Source organism: Clostridium peptidivorans (assembly GCF_900205925.1).
Classification (GTDB): Bacteria; Bacillota; Clostridia; order Clostridiales; family Clostridiaceae; genus Clostridium_AK; species Clostridium_AK peptidivorans.
This window is the reverse complement of the sequence record NZ_OAOD01000023.1, coordinates 1-19,697: the sequence shown is the minus strand read 5'-3', so window position 1 is coordinate 19,697 and position 19,697 is coordinate 1. Positions and strand designations below refer to the sequence as shown.

The 19,697-nt window shown below is 31.6% G+C and carries 17 protein-coding genes, 2 tRNA genes and 1 riboswitch; all 19 genes read right to left on the bottom strand.

What is annotated here, in order from left to right:
• Positions 1-30 precede the first annotated feature (30 nt).
• Positions 31-822 carry a sugar phosphate isomerase/epimerase family protein gene (locus CRN98_RS14745; RefSeq protein WP_097028215.1) on the bottom strand — a complete coding sequence of 264 codons (792 nt, stop codon included), beginning with the start codon at positions 820-822 and terminating at the stop codon, positions 31-33.
• A gap of 20 nt (positions 823-842) precedes the next feature.
• A complete protein-coding gene (locus tag CRN98_RS14740; protein ID WP_097028192.1) occupies positions 843-1,652 on the bottom strand; it encodes a hypothetical protein in 810 nt (269 codons plus the stop codon).
• A gap of 104 nt (positions 1,653-1,756) precedes the next feature.
• Positions 1,757-4,903 (bottom strand): carbamoyl-phosphate synthase (glutamine-hydrolyzing) large subunit, encoded by a 3,147-nt coding sequence (gene carB, locus CRN98_RS14735; RefSeq protein WP_097028191.1) that lies wholly within the window; start codon positions 4,901-4,903, stop codon positions 1,757-1,759.
• 16 nt (positions 4,904-4,919) lie between these two features.
• Positions 4,920-6,002 carry a glutamine-hydrolyzing carbamoyl-phosphate synthase small subunit gene (gene carA, locus CRN98_RS14730; RefSeq protein WP_097028190.1) on the bottom strand — a complete coding sequence of 361 codons (1,083 nt, stop codon included), beginning with the start codon at positions 6,000-6,002 and terminating at the stop codon, positions 4,920-4,922.
• 12 nt (positions 6,003-6,014) lie between these two features.
• Positions 6,015-6,593 carry an orotate phosphoribosyltransferase gene (gene pyrE / locus CRN98_RS14725; RefSeq protein ID WP_097028189.1) on the bottom strand — a complete coding sequence of 193 codons (579 nt, stop codon included), beginning with the start codon at positions 6,591-6,593 and terminating at the stop codon, positions 6,015-6,017.
• A 20-nt stretch (positions 6,594-6,613) separates the two neighbouring features.
• Positions 6,614-7,507, bottom strand: a complete 894-nt coding sequence (locus tag CRN98_RS14720; RefSeq protein WP_097028188.1) for a dihydroorotate dehydrogenase — start codon at positions 7,505-7,507, stop codon at positions 6,614-6,616.
• Positions 7,508-7,509: 2 nt separating this feature from the next.
• Positions 7,510-8,232: a dihydroorotate dehydrogenase electron transfer subunit gene (locus CRN98_RS14715; RefSeq protein ID WP_097028187.1), complete on the bottom strand. Its 723-nt coding sequence runs from the start codon at positions 8,230-8,232 to the stop codon at positions 7,510-7,512.
• A gap of 91 nt (positions 8,233-8,323) precedes the next feature.
• A complete protein-coding gene (gene pyrF / locus CRN98_RS14710; RefSeq protein ID WP_097028186.1) occupies positions 8,324-9,202 on the bottom strand; it encodes an orotidine-5'-phosphate decarboxylase in 879 nt (292 codons plus the stop codon).
• The gene (locus CRN98_RS14705) at positions 9,196-10,392 is read right to left on the bottom strand and encodes a dihydroorotase (protein WP_097028185.1); all 1,197 of its coding nucleotides are present in this window, start codon (positions 10,390-10,392) and stop codon (positions 9,196-9,198) included. Before CRN98_RS14705 ends, pyrF begins: the two co-directional genes overlap by 7 nt.
• A gap of 1 nt (position 10,393) precedes the next feature.
• Entirely contained in the window at positions 10,394-11,317 is a 924-nt protein-coding gene (gene pyrB / locus CRN98_RS14700) for an aspartate carbamoyltransferase (protein ID WP_097028184.1), read from the bottom strand.
• Positions 11,318-11,562: 245 nt separating this feature from the next.
• A complete protein-coding gene (locus CRN98_RS14695; protein ID WP_097028183.1) occupies positions 11,563-12,498 on the bottom strand; it encodes an ABC transporter permease in 936 nt (311 codons plus the stop codon).
• A 1-nt stretch (position 12,499) separates the two neighbouring features.
• The gene (locus CRN98_RS14690) at positions 12,500-13,573 is read right to left on the bottom strand and encodes an ABC transporter permease (protein WP_097028182.1); all 1,074 of its coding nucleotides are present in this window, start codon (positions 13,571-13,573) and stop codon (positions 12,500-12,502) included.
• Complete coding sequence (locus CRN98_RS14685) at positions 13,566-15,098, bottom strand: ABC transporter ATP-binding protein (RefSeq protein ID WP_097028181.1); 1,533 nt, start codon at positions 15,096-15,098, stop codon at positions 13,566-13,568. Before CRN98_RS14685 ends, CRN98_RS14690 begins: the two co-directional genes overlap by 8 nt.
• Positions 15,099-15,119: 21 nt before the next feature.
• A complete protein-coding gene (locus CRN98_RS14680) occupies positions 15,120-16,238 on the bottom strand; it encodes a BMP family ABC transporter substrate-binding protein (protein ID WP_097028180.1) in 1,119 nt (372 codons plus the stop codon).
• 64 nt (positions 16,239-16,302) lie between these two features.
• Positions 16,303-16,881, bottom strand: coding sequence for a xanthine phosphoribosyltransferase (locus CRN98_RS14675; protein ID WP_097028179.1), 579 nt, complete (start codon positions 16,879-16,881; stop codon positions 16,303-16,305).
• A gap of 326 nt (positions 16,882-17,207) precedes the next feature.
• Positions 17,208-17,309, bottom strand: a riboswitch (purine riboswitch).
• A 182-nt stretch (positions 17,310-17,491) separates the two neighbouring features.
• Entirely contained in the window at positions 17,492-18,763 is a 1,272-nt protein-coding gene (locus CRN98_RS14670; RefSeq protein ID WP_341455819.1) for a dicarboxylate/amino acid:cation symporter, read from the bottom strand.
• Between the two features lie 228 nt (positions 18,764-18,991).
• Positions 18,992-19,255 carry a hypothetical protein gene (locus CRN98_RS14665; RefSeq protein WP_097028178.1) on the bottom strand — a complete coding sequence of 88 codons (264 nt, stop codon included), beginning with the start codon at positions 19,253-19,255 and terminating at the stop codon, positions 18,992-18,994.
• A 219-nt stretch (positions 19,256-19,474) separates the two neighbouring features.
• A tRNA-Arg gene (locus CRN98_RS14660) sits at positions 19,475-19,551 on the bottom strand.
• A gap of 28 nt (positions 19,552-19,579) precedes the next feature.
• A tRNA-Gly gene (locus CRN98_RS14655) sits at positions 19,580-19,653 on the bottom strand.
• Positions 19,654-19,697: the final 44 nt, after the last annotated feature.

The window sequence follows — 19,697 nt, the reverse complement described above, 5'->3', positions numbered from 1 at the left end:
TCAAATTTTACAAATAAATTTTCTTTTATATTATGTATATATTATGCATTTTTTTAAAAAATCTCTTGATTCTATTATTTCATCATATTTATTATAATTCTCACTGTAAACTTCTATTACACCTGGACCCTTATAATTCATGTCTTTAAGCTTTAAAAATAAGCCTTTGAAATCAACTTTTCCTCTACCTGGAAGCTTACATAAACTTTTTTCATCTTTATCATTCAAATGAAGGTTTACAAGCCTTCCATTCATAACCTTTAGATATTCATCTATTGGAACAGATGCTCTATAGGATTGCTTAATATCTAATGTAAAGTATATAGGATATTTGCATTTTTCAATTAAGTTTTGTAAAAAATTTATATTAGAAGACATACACCATGCTACATTTTCTTGTGCTAACTTTATTCCTTCTTCTGCAGCTGTATATATGAGCTTATTATATAAGTCTATAACTAAATTCCAATTTACATTTTCTATATTTCCAATACGCATTCCATGAAAAGTGTAGCATGTAGCTCCCATTATTCTAGCAGCTCTACACATCTTTTTAAAATATTTAAACATATCATCTCTTCTTCTTTTATAGTCATCAAAAAGATAAGGCTCAAAAGAAGAAGAAAAGCTATGTACAGATTTAATATTAAAATCGTACATTAGCTTCTCTTGTAGAACCTTTTTTGCAAAATCTTCTTCATACTCTTGATAAGTATTTAAAAAAAGTTCTCCCGAATCAAATCCCAGTTCCTTCATAACTTTTATGCTGTCTTCTACTTGTATATGAGGATAGAAACTTGCTGAGGATAAACCTATTTTCATGGCATCTTCATTATGTATCATTATTTTATAACCTCTCCAGTAGTTTTTAGGTAAAATACATTGCCATCTATTGTAATAGCTAACCCCTTTGGATCAATGTTATTAAACTTTATATTTTCTCCACTAACACTTGTAACATAAACATGATTACTTCCCTGTGTATTTGTTATCCATATATATTTAGTAGACTTATTTAACCATGGAAGCTGACTTATATATGCTATGTTATTATCATCAATAAATTTAGGCGACGTGCACCATATGTAATCCGATCTAGATTGAAGCAATTCATCATGATTTACTACTACATTTCCACCAGTTGAAACATATTGATTTCTTGTTATATCTGTTATCTTTCCAGATATGTCTATGTATTTTATTCTTTGTACTTTATCATCAAACACAACTGCCGCTTTTCCATTAGGGCTTATATCATATTGTGTCTTACTTTCTAAAGGTAATATGTGTTTAAACTTTTTTTCTTCTCCTTGCCCTTCATATACAACTTTTATCTTTGATCCATTTGCAAGAGCTAGATCATATGCTTCTTCTTTATTTTCCTTTACAGTTTTTTCAGTTGGAGATTTAACTTCATTTTGTTTTTTATTTAAATTCTTTTGGCTTTCCTTATCTATTTGTTTGCTTATATTATTTTCCTTTGTCAAAAAATCAGTTTTAATATCTGTCACTTTTTTCTTAAAACTATCTTTTGTAAGTAACCAAGTGGCTGTTACTGCTAATATAGCACAAATTACTATCAAACCTATGAATATTCTTCGTTTTTTCATTCTTCGATTATAATTGCTACTAAAAATACTTGGTTTCCCCACACCAAATCCCTCCTAATAATTTTCTACAATATTTAACCAAATATGCTATGCACAATTTATTATAACTCAATTAGGAGGTATTTAGTAATAGTTTTTTATAAAAATTAATTTTTTGAAAAATAAGAATCTGCAAATATTTTAGCTGTATCCATACAAGTAAATAGTGGGATTTTACAAGCTGTACAAATACTTCTTAATTTAAACCCTTGCCTACTGGAATCATTACCCTTATTAGGTATATTTATAACTAATGAAATTTTATTTTTCCTTATACAATTTACTATTTCCTTAAAAGATGCTTCCATAGAATCTATTCCATTTGAATTTAAAAATCTTGTAGTTCCTTCAGATGCTATAATTGAAAATCCTAAGCTGTTGTATTTTTTTAATATATCTAAAGTTTCCTGATTTTTTTCAAATTCATTTAAGGATACATAAATATGATTGTTTTCATTTAAATTAATTCCTGTAGATCTAAATGCCTTATAAACTGCTTTATTAAAATCTTCATCTATGCCTAATACTTCACCTGTAGACTTCATTTCTGGTCCTAGATATATATCCGCATTATTTAACTTTTCACCTGAAAATACAGGTGCCTTTACTGCATAGTAATTTTTATTTGGAAGAATTCCCGTTCCATAATTAGACTCCTTCAGACTTTTTCCTAGCTTTATTTCCAAGGAAATATCAATCATAGGTACTTTTGTCACTTTACTTAATATAGGCACTGTTCTTGATGCTCGTGGATTAACTTCTATAACATAAACCCTTTCTCCGTCAAAAGCATATTGTATATTTACTAGTCCTTTTATATTTAATCCTACTGCTATTTGTTTTGTATGATGGACCAAAGTGTCTATTACTTCCTTACTTAAACTCACTGGTGGATATACAGTTATACTATCTCCGGAATGCACTCCAGTTCTTTCTATATGCTCCATTATTCCTGGGATTAATATTTCCTCTCCATCACAAAGTGCATCTACTTCTATTTCCGTACCCATTATATATCTATCTATAAGAATAGGATGTTCCTTAGATACTTTTACAGCTTCAGTTATATATTTTAAGAGTCCTTCATCGTTATGAATTATCTCCATAGCTCTTCCACCTATAACATAAGAAGGTCTAAGTACAAGAGGATATCCAAGTTCCTCTGCTGCTGCAATGGCTTCTTCCCTATTTCTTGCACACTTTCCTTCTGGTGCATATATGCCTAAACTCTTAAGGAATTTACCGAATTTATCTCTATCTTCTGCTATATCAATGGATTCAAAGGAAGTTCCAAATATTTTTATTCCCCTTTTATTAAGTTCCATTGCTAAATTTATAGAAGTTTGCCCTCCAAATTCTAATATAACTCCTTCTATTTTTTCTCTTTGTATTATATCTATAACATTTTCTATTGTTATAGGTTCAAAGTATAATTTATCCGCTATATCAAAATCTGTACTAACTGTTTCTGGATTACTATTTATTATTATAGGTGAATATCCATTCTTTTTAACTGCCCATATTCCATGCACAGAGCAGTAATCAAACTCTATTCCCTGACCTATTCTTATAGGACCTGACCCAACTATTAATATCTTTCTTTCACTACTTATTATATTTTCATCCTCTTCACCATAAGTAGAATAATAATATGGAGTAGTTGCTTCAAATTCCCCGCTGCAAGTATCTACTATTTTATAGGATGGTACTATATTATTTTCTCTTCTCATTTCCTCTATATATTCTTCACTAAGGTCTACAATCTTACTTATATCCTTATCTGAAAAGCCCATTTTTTTGCATTCTCTTAAGTTATATATATTTAATCCTTCACTTTGAAGTTTTCTTTCCATACTTATTATGTTATTTATTCCATCTAAGAACCACATATCAATTTTAGTTATTTCATGTATTTCATTTAAAGACATGTCTCTTCTTATAGCTTCTGCTATAAAAAATAATCTTCTATCATCTTGGCATCTTATGCCATCCTTTATTTCATCTAAGGACAATCTCATAATTTCATCTACTAAAAGAGAATTTATATTTCCATCTAAAGATGCTACAGCCTTCATAAGAGATGCTTCAAAGCTTCTCGCCAATGCCATAACTTCCCCTGTTGCCTTCATTTGTGTTCCAAGTTTTCTATCTGCCCTTTCAAATTTATCAAAAGGCCATCTAGGTATCTTAGTTACTATATAGTCTATAGCTGGTTCAAAACATGCACTAGAATTTCCTGTAACAGGATTCCTAAGTTCATCTAAGCTATATCCTAACGCAATTTTTGATGCTATTTTTGCTATAGGATATCCTGTAGCTTTAGAAGCTAGTGCGCTAGATCTGCTTACCCTTGGATTTACTTCAATTACTACATATTTATTCTCATTAGGATTTAATGCAAGTTGTACATTACATCCTCCTTCTATTTTTAAGCTTCTTACTATATCTGTAGAAGCTTTTCTAAGCATTTGATATTCTTTATCTCTTAAAGTTTGTGATGGAGCAACTACTATACTATCACCTGTATGTATTCCTACAGGATCCATATTTTCCATATTACATACTATAATACAGTTATCTTTTTTATCTCTTATAACTTCGTATTCTATTTCTTTCCATCCTGCAACACTTTGCTCTAATAATATTTGATTTATAGGACTCATATTTATTCCTCTTGAGCATATTTCTACAAGCTCTTCTATGTTAGAAGCAATTCCACCACCTGTTCCTCCTAAGGTAAAGGCTGGTCTTATTATTACAGGAAATCCGTGAGTAGTTACAAATTCCTTACACTCATCAACATTTGTAGCTATGATGCTTTCTGGAATAGGCTGTCCTATTTCTAGCATTAACTTTTTAAATTCTTCTCTATCCTCTGATTTTTTTATGGCATCACTATTTATACCAAGAAGCTTAACTTGAAACTTATCAAGTACCCCTTGATCTTTAAGTTCCATAGCAAGATTTAAAGCTGTTTGTCCTCCAAATCCAGCCATAATACCTTCAGGTCTTTCCTTTTCTATTATCTCTTCTATAGACTCTACATCAAGGGGCTCTATATATACTTTATCTGCTATTTCAGTATCAGTCATTATAGTAGCAGGGTTACTATTTACTAGAACTACCTCAATTCCCTCTTCTCTTACAGCAGTACAAGCTTGAGTTCCTGAGTAATCAAATTCAGCAGCCTGTCCGATTATTATAGGACCTGAACCTAGTATTAAAACCTTCTTTAAACTTTTATCTAATGCCATAATTTTTACCTCCTATTTATGCACTTATTGTTTTATTACTGCTTGCCATATTATCTAAAAATTTTTCAAAGAGATATGCTGAATCCTGTGGTCCTGGACATCCCTCTGGATGAAATTGTACAGAAAAAACTTTATAGTGCTTGTGTCTTATTCCCTCTATAGTTCCATCATTTAAATTTACATGAGTAATTACTATATCTTTATCCTTAATACTTTCTTCTTGTACTGCATAACTATGATTTTGGGAAGTTATGAACACCTTATCTTTCTCTATATCGTGAACGCCATGATTTCCGCCTCTGTGTCCATATTTTAATTTATATGTATCTCCGCCTAATGCTAATGAAAGCATTTGATGTCCTAAACATATTCCAAATACAGGTACTTTATCTATAAGCTTTTTTATATTTTCTACAGCTTCAGTCATCTCTTTTGGATCTCCTGGCCCATTACTTAAAAGCACTCCATCTGGCTGTATACTTAATATTTCTTCCGCAGATGTATTGTATGGAAATATTGTTATGTCACATTTTCTTTCTTTTAAACTTCTAATTATATTGGCCTTAGCTCCGAAATCCATTAAAGCAACTTTAAATCCATCGCCTTTTATATGAACTACTTCTTTAGTACTTACTTGTTTTACAAAATCACTTCCAAAATCCTTTTGAAATAATTCCTTAAGCTTTTCTTCACTATATATTTCATTGGATATTACACACTTCATAGTTCCTTTTTCTCTTATTCTTTTAGTTATTGCTCTTGTATCCACATCATATAGTACAGTTATCCCCATATTGTTTAAGAAATTATTTAAATCCTGTTCATTTAAATAATGTGAAGGAGTTTTGCTTAATTCCTTTACAACTAAGCCCTTAGCATGAACCTTATTACTTTCTACATCAAAGCTATTTATTCCGTAGTTTCCTATTAGGGGATAAGTCATGTTTATAATCTGTCCTGCATAAGATGGATCTGTAAGTATTTCTTCATATCCTGTCATAGAAGTATTAAATACTATCTCTCCTAAGGTTTCTTTAACTTCTCCAGCTATTTTTCCTTCATAGACCTTTCCATCTTCTAAATATAGATATCCCTTCATGTATATCCCCCCTTATTTTATATTTCTGCTTCCTGGCTTTACGTATGGTATATTTGCGCTGCAAAGTGGACATTCTTCCTTTTCATAAGAATTTACTTCTAGCTTTATAGCACTATATACAGGATAAGGAACTTCCACTCCTTCTCCCCTTCTATCTACTATTGAACAAAGTGCAACCACTTCTCCGCCTAATTCTTCTATTAATTTAGCTACTTCTAAGGAAGATTTTCCTGTAGTTATTACATCTTCAGATATTATTACCTTTTGTCCCTTTTTAATTTCAAATCCTCTTCTTAAGGTCATTATCCCTTCTTGTCTTTCTGTAAATATTCCAGGCTTATTTAACTGCCTTGCTAGCTCATAAGCTACGACTACTCCTCCCATAGCTGGGCCAACTACTATATCAAACTCAATATTTTTTAGCTTATCTGCTACAATGCTTAAAACCTTTGCTGCCTTATCTGGATATTGTAAAAGTCTTGCACATTGGCAGTATTTATCACTATGTCTTCCTGATGATAATAAAAAGTGTCCCTCTAGTAGTGCTTCACATTCTCTTAATATATCTATTACATTTATATCTTTTCCCATAAATTATCTCTCCTTTAATTTTAAATAATTCCTCTTATTTCTGATAAATCTTTTATTCCCTCTTTGTTCATATACTCTTTTATTCCCTGTACAATTTCTAAAGCTGCATAAGGATTCATAAAATTAGCAGTTCCCACTTGTATAGCATGCGCTCCTGCCATAATAAATTCTACGGCATCCTTCCAAGTTGTTATGCCTCCCATTCCAATTACAGGTATGGAAACTTCCTTACATACCTCATATACCATTCTTAAAGCTATAGGTTTTATAGCCGGTCCCGAAAGCCCTGCAGTGACATTGTTGAATACAGGTTTTTTAGTCTTTATATCTATAGCCATGCCCTTAAATGTATTTACTAGAGATATGGAATCCGCTCCAGCTTCTTGACACTTCACCGCCATATCTACTATATCTTCAGCATTAGGAGATAACTTTACAATAAGTGGTTTTTTGCATATACTTCTTACCTTACTTACCACTTCATAAGCCACTTTAGATTTTATTCCAAATGCCATACCTCCGTCCTTTACATTAGGACAAGATATGTTTAGTTCTATCATGTCTACGTCAGTTTTATTAATTTTATCTACAGCCTGAAGATAATCTTCTAAAGTTCCGCCCCCTATATTGGCCATTATCACTGTATTCATCTTCATCATCTCAGGTAATTCTTCATTTATAAAACTTTCTATTCCTGGATTCTGCAGTCCTACACTGTTTAATATTCCTGAAGATGTTTCATGTATTCTAATTCCTTCATTTCCTTCTTTTTTATTTATCGTAAGTCCCTTTGTACTTATTCCTCCCAGTTCACCTACATCATAAAACTCACTGTATTCTTTTCCAAATCCATAGGTTCCTGATGCAGCTATAACTGGATTTTTAAACTCAATTCCACATATATTAACCTTCATATCTATTCCTCCAATTCTTCTGCTAAGAATACAGGGCCATCTTTACAACTTTTTTTATTTCCATCCTTTGTCTTGCAAGTACATACAAGACATGCTCCTATACCACAAGCCATCTTCTTTTCTAAGGATACATATAAAGGTACTTTCTTTTCCTTACACATTTCAATGACCTTATTCATCATAATTTCCGGGCCGCAACATAGTACTATTTCATACTTATCAGGATTAAATATCTCTGTTATATATCCCTTATGTCCTTGTACACCATTTTCAGTAGATATATATAAGTCTTTTACATAAGACTTCAGCTCTTCCATTCCGTATACTTCTTCCCTGAAACCTGAATATAAGTCTATATCACAATTTTTAAGGTTTTTTACAACATAGTTCATAGGAGCTATTCCTATTCCTCCAGTTATAACTGCAACTTTCCCGCTTATATTTTCTAATGGAAAGCCGTTACCGAGTGGCCCCATAACCTTTACTTCATCGTTAGTTTTCAGATTTTTAAATATTTCCGTTCCTTTTCCACATACATGATATAAAAAGCTTATTCCTTCATCATCTATATCATGTATACTTATAGGTCTGTTAAGTATAGGTTCTTGTTCCCAAGCTCTTAGCATAAAAAATTGTCCTGGCTTTCCAGTAAAATTTCCTTCTAATTTTAATTTATATATATCTTCAGATATATATTTATTTTCTAAAACTTTCACATTTTTCATATATAAAACCTACACCCTTTCCTATTTATATACAGCATGTATTTTTAGTGAAACATCTCACTGTCTTGAGATGTACTGATTTATAACGAAATCACAGATTTCTATAAATCATGCAGCTTTTTTTTATTTTATCTCTCATACTTAAGGCTTCAGCGCGAGAGCACTCTTCAAAGCTTAAAGAAGAATCTTTATATTTTTTATAAGCAAGTAGAATTCCTCTTGAAGAATTTACTACTCCTCCATTTCCCTCATTGAGATATAAGCTTACATCTTCTTCTGTGCCGCCTTGTGCTCCGTAACCTGGTATTAAAAAGAAGGTATTATTAAACTTTTCTCTAATCTTTAATGCATCTTCTCTATGAGTACAACCAATTACTCCGCCTATAGAGCTGTATCCACAGTCTCCCATAAAATTTTCACCTATGGCTTCAATTTTTTCTCCAACTGTTTCATATACTTTTTTTCCATCTTTAGTATTTAAAAATTCTATGTCTTTTGCTCCTTCATTAGACGTTCTTACAAGTACAAAGATACCCTTTTCTTTGTCTTTTACATAATCTAAATATGGCTCTATGCTGTCCATCCCCATGTAAGGACTTAATGTTATAAAATCCGTTTCAAAATCTCCTTCAAAATGAGCCTTAGCATACATGCTTGCTGTTGAAGAAATATCTCCTCTTTTTATATCAGATATGGCTATATTTCCTTGGCTTCTTATATATTCTAAGGTTTTCTTATATGCCATCATTCCCTTAATTCCTAATGCCTCATAATAGGCTATTTGAACTTTAAAGCAAGCTGCAATATCATAAGTGGCATCTATAATTCTTTGGTTAAACCTAAATATTGCATCTTCTTCAAAATGATATTTATCTTTAAACTCCTTTGGGATATACTCCATACACGTATCAAGTCCTACACATACATTTCCCTTTGATTCCACTTCTTCATATAATCTATCTATTAACATTCAAGATTCTCCTTTTCATAAACTATTTCGCCATATCTTATAGTCTTCAATATTTCCCCGTAAACGCTCATTCCTTCAAACGGTGTATTTTTACCCTTTGATTTAAATTTACTAGCATCTATTTCTATTTTCTTATCTATATCTATTAAAACCAAATCTCCATCTTTTCCAATCTCTATTTCTCCCTTATTTATTCCCATTATCCTTGATGGATTTTTAGACATAACTTCTGATAGTTTATTTAAACTTAATCCTTCTTCTTTTACAAGCCTTGTATAGCATACTGAAAAAGATGTTTCTATTCCTGAAATTCCTGGGCTTCCTTTTAACTTATCCTCTATGGTATGTGGAGCATGATCTGTGGCTATAGCATCTACATATCCTTCTCTTATAGCACTTACTATATAATCTACATCTTCTTTATTTCTTATAGGTGGATTTACGCTATAATCTGAGTCCCATAGTGCTATGTGATGAGGGGTTACCTCACAGGTTAACTTAGTTTCTTTATCCTTAGCTTCCTTAATATAATCAATTGCTTCCTTTGTACTTACATGGCAAAGATGCATTTTACATCCTGTATACTTAGATAATGTTATATTTCTCCAAGTCATTAAATTTTCTGCCATTCTAGAATCTGTGGAAGCTAAAGTTTCATCTTCAGAATGACAAAGTACTGTAAAGTTATTCTCCTTTGCCTTTATCATTGCATTCATCATAACTTTGCTATTTAATACATCTTTTCCATCTTCCGAAATCATTCTTACCTCATTACCTAATTCATCAAAACTAGTTAATGTATTTCCATCAAAGCCTTTGGTTATAGAGGCTACTTGATGCACATCTACTAAGGCTACTTCACGACTCTTATTAAGTACATACTCTATAGTTTCTTTATTGCTGCACACTGGATTTGTATTTGCCATAAGATTTACTGCAGTATATCCGCCCTTTACAGCCGCCTTACTTCCACTTAGCATATCTTCTTTATGAGTAAATCCTGGATCTCTAAAATGAGTGTGCAAGTCTACAAAAGATGGCATCAGTAATTTTCCTCTTGCATCTATAGTGCTGCAATTTTTAATTAAATCTGATCCTATTTCATATATAAGTCCATCTTTTATATAAACATCTCCTATGAAATCGCTACTCCAATCTACAACTCTTGCTCCCTTAATTAAAAGTTCCATGTTATATCACCCCCAAAAGCTTTGATATAAGAGCCATTCTTACATACATTCCATATCGTGCTTGTTTAAAATACGCCGCTCTTTTATCTAAATCTATCTCAGGATGTATTTCATTAACTCTTGGTAGAGGATGAAGTACTAACATATCATCTTTAGCATTTTTTAATTTTTCTTTAGTTAATATATAGCTGTCTTTAAGCCTTAAGTATTCCTCTTCACTGCTGAATCTTTCTTTTTGTATTCTAGTCATATAAAGTATATCTAGATTATCTATGACTTCTTCTAAAGATTTAACTTCTTGAATTTCCATTGAAGTGTTTTTTAAAGCTTCCTCTTTAATATAATCTGGAATTTTTAATTCGTCAGGTGATATTAAAATAATTTTATTATTTGAATATCTAGACAAAGCCTTTATAAGAGAGTGAACTGTTCTACCAAACTTCAAGTCTCCACAAAGCCCTACTGTAAGATTTGATAATCTTCCTTTTAAATTTTGAATAGTTGATAAATCTGTTAATGTTTGAGTAGGATGTTGATTAGCTCCATCCCCTGCATTTATTACAGGGACATCAGAGTATAGAGAAGCCCTCTTTGCAGAGCCTTCCTGAGGATGTCTTATAGCAATAATATCCGAATAACAAGATATAATTTTTATAGTATCTTCAAGACTTTCTCCCTTGGATATAGAAGTTGAATTAGGCTCTGAAAAACCTATAATTCTTCCTCCAAGTCTTAGCATTGCTGCTTCAAAACTTAATCTTGTTCTAGTGCTTGGTTCATAGAATAGTGCAGCAAGTATTTTGCCACTACATAGATTTGAATACCTCTCTGGATTTTTTTCCATATCTTGAGCTAGTATTAAAATTTCATTTATTTCATCTGTTGAGAAGTCAGTTGGGTCAATTAAATCTCTTACCTTTATCATTATTATCTCCTCCTTTTTAGTATCACAGTACTATCTTAAAGGCATAAAAAAACCTTCCTTTTATCAAAAGGAAGGTATAGTCTCGCACCTAACATAAAATTAATTTAACATATCATTTAAATTAATTTTATACACACTAATTACCATTCCTTTTAGGTCTCACAGAACCTTTCTTAAAGGAAAACATTTATATTACTCTTTGTAAAAAGAGTACCACTTGTCTTGTTAAAAGTCAAGTATAATTTTTATCTCTCTTCTCTAAAATATGATACTCCAAGTCCCTTAGGTGGTAAACTATTAATAGAATTTTTAGCCGAAACTACTACCATAGCAATTATAGTAACTACATATGGCATCATATCTATTATATACTGAGAAATATTTATATTTAATCCCTGCATTCTAAATCCCACTATATCCAATGCCCCAAATACATATGCACCTATTAACGCCTTATATGGATTCCAGGATACAAATATAACTAAGGCTACAGCTATCCATCCTCTTCCTGCGGTTATTCCCTCCTGCCAAGCTGGCACATACACTAGTGATAAATAAGCACCGCCAAGTCCACATAAAGCTCCTCCTATAAGAAGATGAATGTATTTATATAAATTTATGTTTATTCCCGCTGCATCAGCAGATTTTGGATTCTCTCCTACAGCCCTTAAATTTAATCCTTTTGAGGTACAATACATATATATTCCCATTGCAACTGCTAATACATATCCTAAATACACAAATAAATCCTGTCTAAAGAATATTTCACCTATAAAAGGAATATGCCCAAGTATTGGCACAAATACAGGCTTAAAGAAATCTTTTATTGCATTTGGTGCTACTTGGCCTATTAAGCTTTTTCCTACCATACTTGAAAATCCTGTACCAAATATGGTTAAGGTAAGACCTGATACTACTTGATTTGCCCTTAAGGATACTGTTAAAAATGAATATATAAGCGCGCCTAAAGCTCCGGCTATCATTGCACCTAATATTGCAATTATAGGATTTTCTGTTTTAATTCCAACCATGAATCCTATAACTGCTCCCATAAGCATCATACCTTCTACTCCGAGATTTAAATTTCCAGATTTCTCTGAAATAAGTTCTCCTAAAGTTGCAAATAAGAGTGGAGTTCCGGCTACTATGGAAGCTTGAAGTAAAGAAATTATCATATCCATATTAAGCTGCCTCCTTAAGTACTTTCATTGTATTTTTTGCTACTACCTTATACTTTATAAAAAATTCACTTCCTAGTACAAAGAAAAGTATAGTTGATTGTAATATTAACGCTGCAGCTTCAGGTATTCCAAAGGCTGTTTGTATAAATGCTCCTCCTTCTAAAAGAGCCGCAAATAATACTCCCACGATTAATATAACTGGTGCCTTTAAAGCTGAAAGCCAAGCTACTATTATAGCAGTGTATCCTACTCCTCCAGATACTTCTACGGATAAAGTGCCACTCACTGCGGATGCTTGAATCATACCCGTAAGGCCACATAATCCTCCACTTAAAAGCATTGCTATAATAAGTGTTCTTTTTATATTAATTCCTGCATAAATAGCTGTTTTCTCACTTTCTCCAAGCACAGATATTTCGTATCCCTTTTTAGTATGATTTATAAATACATGCACAGCTATAACCAGTATTAAAGTTATAATCCATCCTAAATGCACTCCCATAACTTCAGGAAGTACTGCATTATCAGAAAAGCTAGCTATCTTAGGAAAGCCCTGAGCTTTAGGGTCTTTCCATGGTCCATATTGAAGATACGTAACAAACTTTAAAGCTATATAATTCATCATAAGAGTTACTATCGTTTCATTGGTATTAAATTTAAACTTTAAAATTGAAGGAATATACGCCCATATTGCTCCACCTACCATACCTGCTACAGCCATAATGGTTAATAGTAAAAATTTATTCATATCAGAAAAATTTAATGCAAAATATGATGAAAAGAGGGCCCCCATAACTATTTGACCTTCTCCTCCAATATTCCAAAACTGCATCTTAAATGCTATAGAAACTCCAAGAGCGGTTATTATGAGAGGAATAGACTTTACTATTGTCTCTTTTATACTATATAAAGATCCAAAAGAGCCTTTTAGCATTGCTCCATATACTTTAATAGGATTTAATCCTAAAATGCTTATAAATGCAGCTACTACTAAAAAGGCTAATGCTATGGAAATACATCTTATGAGTATACTTCTTTTAGTTGTAATTTCTTCTATCTTAATTATTTTAAACAACTTCGTATTCCTCGCCTTCTATTTTATTTCCTGCCATTAAATATCCTACCTTTTCTCTTGTAGCTTCTTTACCCTTAAGTTCCCCTGTAACCTCTCCATTACAAAGCACAATAATTCTATCACATAAATTTATAAGAACATCTATGTCTTCACCAATATATAACGTGGATACTCCGCTTTTCTTTTGTTCATCAATTAAGTTATATATGGTATAACATGTATTTATATCAAGTCCTCTAACCGGATAAGCCATTATAAGAAGTTTCGGCTTTAAATCTAATTCTCTTCCTAAAAGTATCTTTTGAATATTTCCGCCAGAAAGATTTTTTACTGGGTAATATATACTAGGAGTTTTTATATCAAAGTGTTTTTTTATATTAATTGCCTTTTCTTCAGCTTCTTTCTTTCTAAGTAAAAATCCTTTTTGTTTGTGATAAGATTTCAAGAGAAGATTATTTACTATATCCATTGAACCTATGAGTCCCATGCCAAGTCTATCCTCTGGTACAAAGCTCATACTTATGCCCTTTTTAATAATATCTCTTGGTGAAAGGCCAACCATATTTTCACCTTCCATAGTTATTTCTCCAGATTCTATAGGATATATTCCAGATATTGCTTCACATATTTCCTTTTGACCACTTCCTGCTACTCCTGCAATTCCAACTACTTCTCCCTTTTTAACATTGAATGTTATTCCCTTTACAGCTTTAGCTTTTTCTTCATTTAAAACTACTAAATCTTTTACTTTTAAAAGTTCTTCTTTAAAATTTACATCAGCTCTTTTTATAGATAAGTTTAATGCCTTTCCAACCATAAGCTCTGCCAATATTTTAGGAGAAGCTTCTTTTATATCGATAGTTGATACTGTTTCTCCTTTTCTTAAAATAGTTATCTTATCGCATATTTCCATAACCTCATCCATTTTGTGAGATATAAAAATTACAGCACAATTATTTTCTCTCATTTTATTTATTATTTTAAACAACTTACTTACTTCTTGAGGTGTAAAAACCGTAGTTGGTTCATCAAATATAAGTATATCTGCTCCCCTATATAAAACCTTAATTATTTCTACTATTTGTTTTTCTCCTACGGACATATCCTTTATCAATTTATCTAATGAAATATCTATTCCAAACTTATCACATATTTCATTTATTTTATTTAATGCAGCCCCTTTATTTATAAAAAAACTATTTTTTTGACCAATTATTATGTTTTGAAATACCGTCATGTTATCTACTAATTTAAAATGTTGATATATCATTCCTATTCCATGGTTTATGGAATCCTTAGGAGATGAAAAAAATGTATCTTTTCCATGTACACAAATGCTTCCGCTATCTGGAGTATAAACCCCAGATAGCATATTCATAAGTGTACTCTTTCCTGCTCCATTTTCCCCTAAAAGAGCATGAACTTCTCCGCCATGAACTTTAAAGTTTATATTTTTATTTGCTATGACTTTTCCGAAGCTTTTATTTATATCTTTCATAACTATATATGGAACAGTTTTATTCATAATCATCACCTATACTTTTATTTATTTTGCTAATTGACCCTTTACACCTTCTACAAACCAATCAAAGCTTAATAGTTCTTCATCTGTCATAACCTTATCTTTTTCAACCTTTATATTTCCGCTTTGATCCTTTATTGGTCCTACAAATATTTTATTCTTTCCGTCCATTATTTCCTTCTGAGCCTTTTCAACTGCTTCCTTTGCTCCAGCCGGTGCATTTTCAGTTAATGGAGCAAGTGCTACCATACCTGTTTCCAGTCCACCCCAAACGTTTTGTGATTTCCATGTTCCTTCTTTAATTGCCTTTACTTGCTCAACATAATATGGTCCCCAGTTCCATACAGGCGCTGTCATATATGCCTTTGGCGCTTTATCTTTCATATCTGTGTTATATCCTATAGAAAATGCTCCTTTTTCTTCTGCTGCTTGCTGTGGTCCTGCTGTATCTTGGTGCTGAGTTATTACATCTGCTCCTTCTGCAAGTAATGCCTTAGCTGCTTCCTTTTCTTTTGCAGGGTCATACCAAGTATTTGTCCATTTAACTGAAACCTCTGCCTTTGGATTAACTGATTTTACTCCTAGTGTAAATGCATTTATTCCTCTTACAACCTCTGGAATTGAAAATGCACCTACGTATCCTATTTTATTTGTTTTTGTTTTCATTCCTGCAACTATACCTGAAAGATATCTTGCTTGATATATTCTTCCAAAATAATTAGCCATATTTTCTGAAGACTTGTATCCTGATGCGTGTAAAAACTTAACATCTTTGTGCTTTTGAGCTTCTTTTTCCATTCCATCCATAAATCCAAAGCTTGTACCAATTATTACATTACAGCCTTGATTTATCATGTCTTCTACAACTTTTTGTACTTCAGCAGTATCCTCTTTAACAGATTCTTTATAAATAGTTGGAACCTTTAGCTCTTTTTCTAAGTACTTTCTGCCTTCATCGTGAGAATATGTCCATCCGCCATCTCCTACAGGTCCTACATACAAAAATCCTACCTTTGTGTCATTTTTGTCTGATGCAGCAGTTTGAGTACTTGCTTCTTTTTTGCTACTTCCACATCCTGCTAAAGCTAATCCTATACACATTACAGATGCTAATAATAAAGATGTTATTTTAAATTTTTTCATCTTAATGTTCCCCCTATATAATTTTTATATTAAAATTTTATTTAGAATCAAAATTAAAAGCATATTATTCTTTGCTAAATACAACTTTTCCATCTTCTAATGCTTCAACTATTGCTAAGGATTCTAATTGTATTCCCTTATTTAATATTTCCTGTCTTCCTTGTTGAAACTTCTTTTCTATTGCTATTCCTATTCCTTCTACAGCTGCCCCTGCTTGTTCGCATAAACTAATAAGTCCTGCTGATGCGCTTCCCATGGCTAGAAAATCATCTATTATAAGTACCTTATCATTCTCGTTCAAATAATTCTTAGAAACTCTTATCTTATAATCCTTGTTTTTTGTAAAGGAATATACATCTGCTTCATATACATTTGCATCCATATTAGTACCTGAATGTTTTTTTGCAAATACTACTGGTACATTATCAAAATATTGCGCTACTATACATGCAATACCTATCCCAGAGGTTTCCAAAGTCATTATTTTGTTTATATCTTTATCCTTAAATCTTTCTTTAAATTCTTTTCCCATCCAGTTAAACAATTCTACATCAATTTGATGATTTAAAAAATTATCAACTTTTAATATTCTATCTTCTATAACCTTACCTTCTCGGATAATTTTATTTACTAATTTATTCATATTTTCATCCCTTTCTATGTATGATTTATTAGTAAATTATACATAATTCAATCTATTTTAAGCATTTATTATAAAAAAAGCTCCTACGTCGCTTTCGCTATGGAACCCTAGGTTCCCTTCGACGACGCTATGCGTCTGAGCACCCTCCTGAAAGCGGCGGGAAGTGCCTTCCCTGCACCCATCTTTTTACTCTATAGAAGTATCTTTTTAATAGATATAAAAGTTATTCACAAATATAAAAATATATAATTTCCTATAGAGTAAAAATAAAAACTCCCAAAAAAATTTGGGAGTTTAAAAAGCTAATTGCATTAAAAAATAACAACAATAGCTCAATAAACACCCATAGCCCAGCAATTTACGGTTGCCTGGTAGAAACACTTAGACCCTATTTCTAAGCATATATGAGTGCGAATATTTTATTTTTATTCAAGTATAATGTTCGTTAATTACTTTGTTAAAAATATAATACAATACTTCTTAATAAAAATCAAGTGTTACTTGCATGATTTCGCTATAAATCAGCAAATTTCACTTTGTTAAATATTTCATCTTTTTTATAAAAAAGATGATACAATCATCACAAATTGATGATTGTACCATCTTTATATTACGCTGCTTCTTCAATTTTATTCATATCATTATATACTTCTAAATCTATTTCGCCTTCAGACTTAGCTACAATTAATGTACCTACAGCATCTCCTGTGATATTTACTGCAGTTCTTGCCATATCTACAAGTCTATCTATACTCAATACTAAAGCCACTCCCTCTAAAGGAAGTCCTACTTGCTGAAGTACCATAGAAAGCATTACTACTCCAGAACTTGGAACCCCTGCTGTTCCGATAGATGCTAGTGTTGCTGTAAGAATTATCATTAGCTGTTGCTGCATACTTAAGTCTATTCCATATATTTGAGCAATAAATAACGCTGCTACCCCCTGCATTATTGAAGTTCCATCCATATTTATAGTAGCTCCAAATGGAATTGTAAAACTTGCCACAGGTTTTGAAATACCTAACTTTTTTTCACAAGTATCTAAATTCATAGGTATAGTAGCATTACTACTAGAAGTACTTAAAGCTAGTACCATAACCGGCCAAAACTTTTTGAAAAATTTAATAGGACTTAACTTTCCTAAAACCTTTAATAATCCTCCATATACGACTACTACATGTATTACCATTACAAATAAACATACAAAGAAATATTTTAAAAGTGGTATTAAAACTTTTATCCCCTGACTAGCCACTACACTAGAAATGAGTGCAAAAACACCATAAGGTGCTAAATTCATAATTAATCCTATCATTTTTAATAATACTTCATTTATTTGATTTAAAATATTTACAAGTGGTTTTACTGGATTTCCTATGATATTAATAGCTATACCAAAAACAATAGAAAATACTATTATTTGAAGCATGTCCCCTTTTACCATAGCTTCTATAGGATTTGTTGGAACCATATTCACAAGTATATCCATAATAAAAGGTGGAGCAGCACTCTTTATTTCACTGCTTCCTGCGGTCAAAGCTACCCCAACACCTGGCTTTAGCAAATTCGCAAAAAATAACGCTATTGTTACTCCTATGGCAGTAGTTAACATATAGTATGAAAATATCTTTCCTCCAACTCTGCCAAGCTTACCCATATCACTTATACTAGTTACTCCACATATTAAAGAAAACATAACCAAAGGAACTACTAACATTTTAATAGCCCTTAAGAAAATATTTCCCACAGGCTGTAATATCCACATATTCAAAGTTAACTTAACTTGTTCCGAAAAAGCAAAATTAGATATTATTCCAAAGACAATACCCATAATTAATGCAATTAATATCTTAGTTGTATTAGACATCTTCTTAATATGCAATTTTTATCATCCTCCTGATATATTATTCAGCATAATATTTCATTTGCCATTGTCTATAATAACAAAAACCTACAATTATCGCAATAAATAATTTTCCCAAATGTATTTTTCGAAATATTTCAAATTATATATGATAGTTTTAACATGTCTTTCCTTCATTTCGAATTATATTTTATATAAATAAAAAAAAGCTATTAGTACACTAATAGCTTCTAACTTTTTTTGTAATTAACAAATGCCCATGCTTAATTCATTATTGTGATTCATATTTTCTTTTGCTAGAATTCTTCCCTTTTCAGTTAAATATGCAACACTACAGGAGTTTTCTTCTCCTACCATTATATATCCTTTTCTCTTTAAAATAGCTATATTAAAATCAGATATAACTCTATCAGATAAGGCCATTTTATTTTCTGAAATATTATAAAGATTTATTAAAAAATTTATTCTATTAGATATTTCCTTCAAAAAAAGTGATGTATATGTCTTCATGTTCTCACCAACCTCAATCTGTAATCGTTATCTATATTATAATATAAAAATTAATTAAGTTCAAGTTAAAAAATTAACTTAGATTTAACAATAAATTTGCATTATGATTTAAAAATCACAAGCAGTATATCTGCTGGGTAAATAAAAAAGAGCTTGTAAAACTTTAAAAAAATTTTACAAGCTCCTATATATCAACCTATTACGTAATGCCGTATGTTATGGTGCGCCCAACAGGAGTCGAACCTGCGACCTCCGGATTCGAAGTCCGTCACTCTATCCAGCTGAGCTATGGGCGCTTAAAGCGCATCTAAGTATCTAAAAATTTGGAGCGGGTGAAGGGAATCGAACCCTCGTAACTAGCTTGGAAGGCTAGCACTCTACCATTGAGTTACACCCGCATATTTGGAGCGGAAGACGAGATTCGAACTCGCGACGTTCACCT